The sequence below is a fragment of the Salinispora pacifica CNR114 genome, from assembly GCF_000514775.1.
Taxonomy (GTDB): domain Bacteria; phylum Actinomycetota; class Actinomycetes; order Mycobacteriales; family Micromonosporaceae; genus Micromonospora; species Micromonospora pacifica.
Genome location: NZ_AZWO01000097.1, coordinates 1 through 1,316 on the forward strand (window position 1 = coordinate 1; position 1,316 = coordinate 1,316).

Annotated in this window: 1 protein-coding gene; it reads left to right on the forward strand. The window is 65.3% G+C overall.

Annotated elements, in window-relative coordinates; translation table 11 throughout:
• Window positions 1–21: 21 nt before the first annotated feature.
• Window positions 22–1,316: polyketide synthase dehydratase domain-containing protein (locus B118_RS29350; protein WP_238324159.1), on the forward strand; the 1,295-nt coding region annotated here is incomplete at its 3' end.

Sequence of the window (1,316 nt, forward strand, 5' to 3'; positions counted from 1 at the left end):
TATGCGTCGCATTCGGCGCAGGTGGAGTTGATTGAGCAGCGGTTGTTGGAGGTGTTGGCGGGGGTGGCGCCTCGGTCGTCGAGTGTGCCGTTCTATTCGACGGTGACCGGGGGTGTGGTGGACACCGTGGGGTTGGATGCCGGTTATTGGTTTGCGAATTTGCGGCGGAGGGTGCGGTTTGAGGAGGCGACCCGGGTGTTGCTCGGGGCGGGGATGCGGGTGTTTCTGGAGTGCAGTGCGCATCCGGTGTTGACGGTGGGTATTGAGGAGACTGCTGCGGATGTGGGTGTTGAGGTCGCGGCGGTGGGTTCGTTGCGTCGGGGTGAGGGTGGGTGGCGTCGGTGGCTTGTCTCGGTGGGTGAGGCGTTTGTGCGGGGGGTGGGGGTGGACTGGTCGTCGGCGTTGCCGGTCCGGCCGCGTGGTGAGGTGTTGTTGCCTACGTATCCGTTCCAGCGTCGGCGTTATTGGATCAACGCTACTGGTGGTGTTGCGGATCTTGGCTTGGCTGGTCTGGGCTCCGCTGGGCACCCGTTGTGGGGGGCTGCGGTGACCATGGCGGAGTCGGGGGAGGTGTTGTTCACTGGTCGGTTGTCGTTGGATGCGCATCCGTGGTTGGCCGACCATGCTGTTTCGGGCAGGGTGTTGCTGCCGGGTGCTGGTTTTGTTGAGCTGGTTCTGCATGCGGGTGACCATGTCGGTTGTGGTCGTGTGGAGGAGTTGACGCTGCACGCGCCGTTGTTCCTGCCTGAGCAGGGTGCCGTCCAGGTGCAGTTGCTGCTCGGTGTGGCTGACGACGCCGGCCGTCGTCCGGTCAGTGTGCACGCCCGGTCGGAGCACGCGGATCCGGACCTGCCGTGGACCCGGCATGCGGCCGGCATCCTCTCGGCTGAGGTCATCGATCCAGGTTTTGACCTGACTGTGTGGCCGCCGTTGGGGGCGGTGCCGGTGTCGACGGCGGGGTTGTATGACGATCTGGTGGCTCAGGGTTATGAGTATGGTCCGGTGTTTCAGGGTGTGCAGGCCGCGTGGCGGGTCGGTGAGGTGGTGTATGCGGAGGTTGCTCTTCCGCAGGAGGCGTTTGTGGAGGCGGGTCGGTTCGGTGTGCATCCGGCGTTGTTGGATGCGGCGTTGCAGGCGGTGGGGATTGGTGAGCCGGTGCCGGCGGATCGCGGGCCGTACCTGCCGTTTGCGTGGGCGGATGTCGCACTTTTTGCCACCGGTGCCACCGCCCTGCGGGTGAAGATCACCTCGGCCGGTCCGGAGGCGGCTACCTTGCACCTGGCTGATCCCGAGGGAAGTCCGGTAGCTGTTGTTGG